Annotated in this window: 4 protein-coding genes; all 4 read left to right on the forward strand. The window is 56.0% G+C overall.

Translation table 11 applies throughout. The annotated features are described in order from the left end of the window. On the forward strand, positions 1–1,960 hold a 1,960-nt coding region (gyrA, locus tag FBQ85_22645), incomplete at its 5' end, for a DNA gyrase subunit A (GenBank protein ID MDL1877941.1). Positions 1,961–2,033: 73 nt separating this feature from the next. Further along, positions 2,034–3,524, forward strand: a complete 1,491-nt coding sequence (locus FBQ85_22650) for a hypothetical protein (protein MDL1877942.1) — start codon at positions 2,034–2,036, stop codon at positions 3,522–3,524. Positions 3,525–3,753: 229 nt separating this feature from the next. Continuing rightward, positions 3,754–7,077, forward strand: coding sequence for a hypothetical protein (locus FBQ85_22655; protein MDL1877943.1), 3,324 nt, complete (start codon positions 3,754–3,756; stop codon positions 7,075–7,077). 111 nt (positions 7,078–7,188) lie between these two features. Further along, a partial coding sequence (locus FBQ85_22660) for a choice-of-anchor B family protein (GenBank protein MDL1877944.1) occupies positions 7,189–8,168 on the forward strand: 980 nt, incomplete at its 3' end.

Below are 8,168 nucleotides of genomic sequence, written 5' to 3' on the forward strand. Positions count from 1 at the left end.
GGTGCTGCCTAACCTGCTAGTCAACGGCTCCTCGGGCATTGCGGTGGGCATGGCCACCAACATTCCGCCGCATAATCTCGGCGAAATCATCGACGCACTGCACGCGATGATCAAGAACCCCGACATTACTGTCGACAAGCTGATGAAGATAGTCAAAGGTCCGGATTTCCCGACGGCGGGCATCATCTACGGCACCGAAGGCATCGATGAAGCCTATCGCACCGGCCGCGGCCGCATGCAAGTGCGTGCGCGCACCGTGCTGGAAGAAGTGCGCGGCGGCCGCCAGAACATCATCGTCACCGAGCTGCCGTACCAAGTCAACAAAGCCACGCTGCACGAGAAAATCGGCGAGCTGGTGCGTGAGAAGAAAGTCGAGGGCATTCGCGACGTGCGCGACGAGAGCGACCGCGACGGCATGCGCCTGGTGATCGAGCTGAAAAACGACGCCGTGCCGGAAGTGGTGTTGAACAATTTGTTCAAATACACGCAAATGCACGTTACCTTTGGCGCCATCATGCTGGCGCTGGTGGACGGCGCGCCCGTGGTGCTCAATCTCAAGCAAATGTTGCAGCACTTCCTCGACTTCCGCCACGAAGTGGTGGTGCGGCGCACAAAATTCGAGCTGGACAAGGCCGAGAAGCGCGCGCACATTCTCGAAGGCTTGCGCATCTGTATCAACAACATCGACGAAGTCATCGCGATCATCAAAAAGGCGAAGGATCCGCAAACCGCCAAAGACGGCTTGATGAAAAAATTCAAGCTCAGCGACATTCAGGCGCAGGCGATTTTGGACATGCGCTTGCAGCGCCTCACCGGCCTGGAGCGCGACAAGATCGAAGCCGAGTACCGCGAAGTGCAGAAGCTCATCAAAGAGCTGAAAGCATTGCTGGCCGACAAGGGCAAACGCATGGAGGTGATCGCGAAGGAGTTGAAGGAGCTGCGCGACAAATATGCCGACGAGCGCCGCACGGAAATCGTTTCTGAAACCAGCGAATTTACCATCGAAGACATGATCGCCGAGGAAGACATGGTGATCACCATCTCACACAGCGGTTTTATCAAGCGCTTTCCGGTGTCAAGCTATCGCCGGCAGAGCCGCGGCGGCCGCGGTGTGACCGGCGCAAAAACCGGCGACGAGGATTGGGTCGAACATCTGTTCATTGCCTCGACGCATCATTACGTTTTGTTCTTCACCTCCCAGGGCAAATGCTATTGGGTGAAAGTTTATGACATTCCGCAGGCCGGCAAGGGCGCAAAGGGCCGCGCCATCGTCAACATGCTTTCCTTGGCGCCCGAGGAAAAAGTCGCGGCGTTCGTTTCGGTGAAAGAATTCGACGACAAACACTTTGTCGCGTTTGCGACGAAGAACGGCCTGGTGAAGAAAACCGCGCTGAACGCCTTTTCGAATCCGCGCAAAACCGGCATTGCGGCGATCAACATTGATGATAAGGACGAATTGATCGAAGCCAAAATCACCGACGGCAGCATGGACTTGATGCTGGGCACGCGCAACGGCCAGGCAATTCGTTTTCACGAAAACGAGGTGCGCGAAATGGGACGCGGCGCCGGCGGCGTGAAAGGCATCGATCTCGAAAAAGGCGACGTGGTGGTCGGCATGGTGGAGCTGAAGCGTGAAGCCACGATTCTCGTCGTGAGCGAAAGCGGCTATGGCAAACGCAGCGAGTTGAAAGACTACAAAGTTCAGCATCGCGGCGGCTCGGGCCTGATCACGTTGAAAGCCACCGACAAAACCGGCAAGATGGTTGACATCAAGGAAGTGGTGGATGACGATGATCTCATGATCATCACGCAAAAAGGCGTGGTGATTCGCCAGAAAATGAAGGATATCAAAGTCATCAGCCGCAACACCTCTGGCGTGAAGCTGATCAAGCTCGATAAGGATGATCGCATCGCCGCGGTGGCGCGCGTGGTGGCGGAAGATGAGGACGAGGGCGAATAATCCGCCGCATGACTAAACTTGATAAACCGTAATTGCTCAGCCACGGCCAAGCCGTGGCTGAACCTTCTTTTTTATGATCGCTACTGATATGCACGAGGATATCCAAAGCCCGACGCTCTCAACGCTCAACCGCTCGCGGTTCGATGCGAGTTCACCGACACGGCGGCGCGCGAAGCGCGATTATTGGGAGAAAGAACGCGAGAAACTGGTGGCTGCGCTGGAAGATCGGATTGCCGCCGCGCGCGATACTGTGTCGCTGCGCGAGTTGCTGGCAGCAGATATTCCGGAAATCTTGAAAGGCTTGTTTCGCCAGCGCGCCCACAAGCTCGTGCGTGAGGAAAAACCCCTCGGGTTGCACACCCTGCGGGAATATGAGCTGGACGATCCCGAGGTGCGCCGGCAGTTGCGCCTGTTGCGCGACATGCTCGCCGAACGCCTGGTGTTCGACCGCTCCGAGCTGAAGCCGGTGTTGAATTTCGGTGTGAGCCTGCAATTCGATGTGCTGGCCAAACCGCGCAGCGCGCTGGAGCATCTGCTCTACCAGCATGTGGTGGAGCGCAACCGCGACGACATTCTCGTGGTGCTGCGCGGCCTCGGCGAAGAACAACAATACTTGCGCGGACTGGTCGATCGCATTGCCGGATATCCGCCCGGTCCGGTGACGAAAGAGGCGTTTCTTGCCGCCTGCCATCAAGTCGAGCGCGAAGTGTATGGCGGCGATCCCGTGACGGCGCTGGTGCAGGATTTGAAACAGTATCAGCGTTATTGCCGCAGCCTGCTCGGGCGCGAACCGGATCAAGACGGTTTTTTGATCGATAATCAAACCGTGCTTGCCATGCTGTTTGAGCGCAACTTGCCGGAATTGGCTGAAAACCTGTTGCCAGAATTCACCCAAAAAGAGGCGTGGGAAATTCGCGAAATCGAAAAGCTGGTGACGGATTACCTCGCGAATGGCGCGGCCATGTTGCCCATCACGCCGGCCGAGGGCGGCGCACCGGTTTCGGTGGACATGACGGAAGTTTTGGAAGAAGCAGCCAGTGAGATCGAAAGCCGTCTGGTGCATGCCGCCGTGAGCGAATTGCAGCATGCGCCGCTGGAGTCGCCAACGCCTGCTGAGCACGCGCCTGCAATCGCTGCTTCTGAGAAAACGGAATTGCACACGTTCTCCTCTGACCTCCAGCCTCCGATCGAGCCGCCGGTGCTTGTGGCAGAGCCGGCCGCGGCTGTTGCAGAGCCGGAGGTCAAGCCCAAGATCAAAATTCGTTTTGATGAAGAAGAACAGTTGGTGCACCGCGCCAAGATCGAGCAGCAGCCGGCCGGGCCGTTTCCCTCGCTTTATCATTTGATCGACGACAAGAGCCGCCGCGCTTTCATCCGCAAAATTTTTCAACGCGACGCCGACGCTTATCTCGAATTCGTCGATCGCCTCGAGCCTCTCCAAACCTGGAAAGAGGCCAAAGCCCTGCTCGACGCCGAGCTGGGCTTGCGCAACGTCAATCCCTATTCCAAAGAAGCGGTACAGTTGAGCGATTTGCTATTCGGGAGGTATTTCAGCAAAAGATAGTCTCTTCCCGGCCTCGTGCATCATCGAACCTACCAACTTGTTTGCGCCTGCCTTTCACCGCAAAAAATGCCGGGCTGCGCGCCTCAATTTTTTATTAAGGCGCTGCGCGCGCCATTCGCCTAAAATATCTTGCCTTTCGCTCGTGTGTTCCGGATATTGCGGCGCCTTAACAAAATAACGCGAAGATAATCAACCCTCACTCTCCATCATTCAGGTACAGGAGCTATCCATGCCATTTGCGCGAGGTGTACGATGCTTTTCCCTCACCGCAGTTTTCATTTGTCTTAGTTTTTTGTTCGCGCATGAAACCAGGGCTGAGAACGCGCGACCCAATCGTCATCGCGCCGCTGCTACCAACCAACATGGCGCCTTTGTTTGCGGCACCTACCACGGCAGCGCGCTTGATGCCATTCTGTTCGACAAGGTTCAAAGCAGCCAGCGTGCGCAACAAGGCTTGGCGTCCAGACCCGCCCAAACGTTCGTTGCCGGCGATCTCGTCGTTATCGAAGATGACGGCACATTGATCGCCGAACCCGGCCGTAATGCCTTCGATCTGCGCAACAAGGGCTTGCACTTCACACCGAACACAAACGGCAGCTATGACGTCAGCGCCTCAACGCTGACGTTTGATGAGGGCCTGGGCACGAATCTCAACGCCGGCGATGATACCAACCATCGCATCAATTTCACCTCGGGCTTTTCGTTCCCCTTTGCCGGGCAAACGTGGGATCACACGTATATCCGCTCCAACGGCAATCTCACCTTCGGCGGCATCGGCAACCCTGATTTTTATGATCCCGCTGATTTCAATCTCGAATTGCCGATTATTGCGGCCTTCTTCGTCGATTTGAATCCGCAGGCCGGCGGCGGCGTCTACTATCAACAGGCGGGCGATCGCTTTGTCATCACCTGGGATAGAATTCCCGAATTCGGCGCGCAAAATTCGAATACGATTCAGTTGACCTTGTTTGCCGACGGCTCTTTTGATATCGTTTTTACCGATGTCGATATTCAGGTGGCGGCAAATGGCAATCCGATTTACGTTGGTTTTTCCATCGGCGACCTCGGCGCAGAATTTCAAAGCGTCGATTTCAGCAATCTTCCCATAACCGGATCGCGCGCGGGCGCCATCTTCGAGGCATTCGAAGACATTCCGTATCGCGTCGTCAGCACGGTCGGTATCGCCCAGCGCTTTTACGCCGTGCAGCCGGATAGCTTTGATCAATTGGTGTTGATCACGGATTTTGATTTGTTAGGGGCGCCCTTTGGCGCATTCTATCAATTCGTGCGCAACGATATTCAAGGCCTCGGACTTAATAATTTCGATCTTACTGCAAACTACGGCAGCGCCGGCCGCTTGCAGGGCTTCTTGCACATGAATTTCGTCAACTACTGGCCGGATAACCCGGCAGGCTTCAGCTTTGTGAATGTATTGGGTCAGGAGGCCGAGCACGAATGGGGTGCCTTTGTGCGCTCCCTGGTCAACGGCGTTGAAACCGATCTCATCCTCGGCAGAGGCCTGGGACATTGGAGTTTTTATCTCGATACCGACGGCTCCGTGATGGAAGGCAACGGCTGGCAAGACAATGGCAACGGCACGTTTACCACCGTGCGTTCGTTCGACAATTTCAGCCTGCTCGATCATTATCTCATGGGATTGCGCCCGGCGGAGGAAATTCCGCCCTTTTTTCTGATTGACGTACTGGGCGTCACGTTGACACAGCGCTCGGCGTTTCCGCAAACCGGCGTCACCGCGACCGGAGTGAAACGAACGATTACGGTTAACGATATCATCGCGGTGGAAGGGCCGCGTGTGCCGAGCGCTGCAACCGCGCCCAAAGTTTTTCGCCAGGGTTATGTGTATCTCACACGCCAGGGCGTGACGCCTTCACAAGCCAATCTCGATAAAGCCGATCGCTTCCGCGCTTCCTGGGTTGATTACTACTCGGATCGCACCGACGGCCGCGGTATTTTTCAAACCCAGCTCGGTTCCGCGCTGCCGGTAGCCACGGTGGAGGGCCTGGTTACCAATGCCAGCAACGGCAGCATCATTAAAAATCTCGAGGCGAAATGGCTTGAGAGAAATTACGTGCAACCGATTTACGACGGCGGCCATTACGAATTCCGCACGCTGGCAAGCTCGACTGCGCCAGCGGATATTCAAGCGACAATCGTGCTGCGCGCATTTCCCTATCTGCCCGATACGAGCGTGGTGACGCTAACCTACGGCAATCCCCTGGTGCATCATCGCGCCTTGACGCCTTTGCCGCAAACAAACCTGACCGGCGCCGTACGCGACGCCGCCGGTAATGGTGTGAGCGCCAAGCTTACGCTGTTTGCCAGCAGCGATGTCATAGACGATTTCACGGCAACTGCAACGAGCGATGCCCAGGGCAATTTTACCTTTTCCGGTCTTTATGTGTCACAGCCCCCGGCTATTGCCTACGATCGTCTTGTTGTTGAGCCGGATATTCCGTTTGCCGGTCAAACATTGACCGATATCGTGATCACCGGCGGGACAAATGATTTGAATATCGTGGTGGAGCCGGCTGATATCTTGCTGGTAAACGACGATCCCAACGGCAATTTCTCCAATTATTACTCCTCAGCGCTGGAGGAGATTGGTGTCACCTCTTTCGTCTGGTCGCAAAAAGATCGCGGCCTGGCGCCGGTGAGCTTCGCTCCGCAATTCAAGCGCAATATCATCATCTGGTACACCGGCAATGCCAGCGGCGCCGAGGTGTTGACGCCGGCGGAACAAGACAGCATCGCTGCGCATCTTGACCGCGGCGGCAGGGTTTTCCTCACCGGACAAAACATCGCTGAAAGTTTGAACGGCACCCCGTTTCTCAGCAATCGCGTGCGGGTGTCGTTCGACCGCAATCTCAACGATATTATTTTGCACGGCGTGCAAAGCGATCCGGTGGGCAAAGGTTTGATCAATATCATCAATGCCGGCACGCTGGGCGCGAACAATCAAACCTCACGTGATGTGCTGATCCCGAGCGCCGGCGCGATTGCCTGCGTGATGTTTGATACAACGGCGGGCACGGTGGCGGGTGTGCGCGTGACAGATCCGGCAAATAACTCCCGTCTCGTGTTTTTTGGATTCGGCTTCGAGGCCGTCAATCCCGGCAGCGTGCCGCGGCCGGGTTACGTCGGGCGTCCGGAGGTGATGCAAAACGTGTTGAATTGGCTCTCGGGCGTTACGCAGGTGGCGGACCGCAATGAGGCGCCGAATGGTATACCCGCGGCCTTCCATTTGAGCGCGAGTTATCCCAATCCCTGGCAAGCCGGCATGGGCGCAGCAGAAGCAGAAATCCGCTATCACCTGCCGCTCGATCTTGCCGCGCAGCGTGTCACGCTGAAGATTTTTGATGTTCTGGGACGGGAAGTCGCGACGCTGGTCGATCAGCCTTACCGGCCCGGCCAGTTTAGCGCGCGCTGGAACGGCCGCGACACGCGCGGCGAGTTGGTGAGCAACGGCGTCTACTTTTATAAACTGCAAGCCGGCGCGCTGCAGCACGTGCAAAAGCAATTGCTGGTGAGATGAGACGCAACGCCGTCAGTGCTGGTTCATGAGCAGTAGCGGGTTGAACATGCCCCAGGAATATTCCTGGGGCATACTTTTGTCAATCAAAACACTTTTAAGAACAGAGTCAGAATGAAACATTCAAAATGGTTAATGCGCGTTTTTGTGCTTGCCGCCCTTTGTCTATCACATAGTCTTTTTGCGCAGTATCGCCCGGGGCTTAACAACAACATTACCTTGCTCGGGCATTTACATCAATATCAACGATATTCCAATATCTGGGGCTACACCGATGACCAAGGCCGTGAGTATGCCTTGCTGACCACACAAAACGGGCTTTCAATTGTCGATATCACCAACCCGCAAAATCCGGTGCAGGTGAAATTCGTGCCCGGCCCGGTTGGCGGGGGAACGATCTGGCGCGAACTCAAAACCTATTCGCATTATGCCTATGTGGTCAGCGAGCATGGCACGCCGAGTGAATACGCCGGATTGCAAATTGTCGATCTGGCGCGGCTGCCGGACTCTGTCTCTCACTCATCGTGGTTGTGGCCCGGCGTCACGGCAAACACCGCTCATGCGCACACGATTTCAGTTGATGAGCAGGGCTATCTCTACGTGCAGGGAGGCAGCGCGACGGTCGATCAGCCCGGCGATCAGGGCGGGGTGCGGATCATAAGCCTTGCGGATCCTGCGGCCCCGCAGGCGGTGGGGGCATATAGCACACGCTACGTGCACGATTCTTACGCGCATAAGAATATCCTATTCAACAGCAATGTCTATCAAGGCGGCTTCATCGATGTCCTGGATATTTCAGATCGCAGCCGCCCGCGTTTGCTGACATCGATCATCTATCCCAACGGTTTCTCCCATAATTCCGGCGTGTCGGAAGACGGCAATTATCTGCTCACCACCGACGAAACTCCGGGACAAAGCCTCAAAATCTGGGATATTCATGTGTTGTGGGATAACGATCCCTCGAATGATCGCAATATCGGGTTGGTCGCGGAATATGCCGTCCCGCCAATGAGCATCGCGCACAATGTTCACGTGCGCGGCCGGCACGCTTATGTTTCACACTACGAAGAAGGCGTCAAGGTGCTTGATATCAG

This window comes from Cytophagia bacterium CHB2 (assembly GCA_030263535.1).
In the GTDB taxonomy this organism is placed as follows: Bacteria; Zhuqueibacterota; Zhuqueibacteria; order Zhuqueibacterales; family Zhuqueibacteraceae; genus Coneutiohabitans.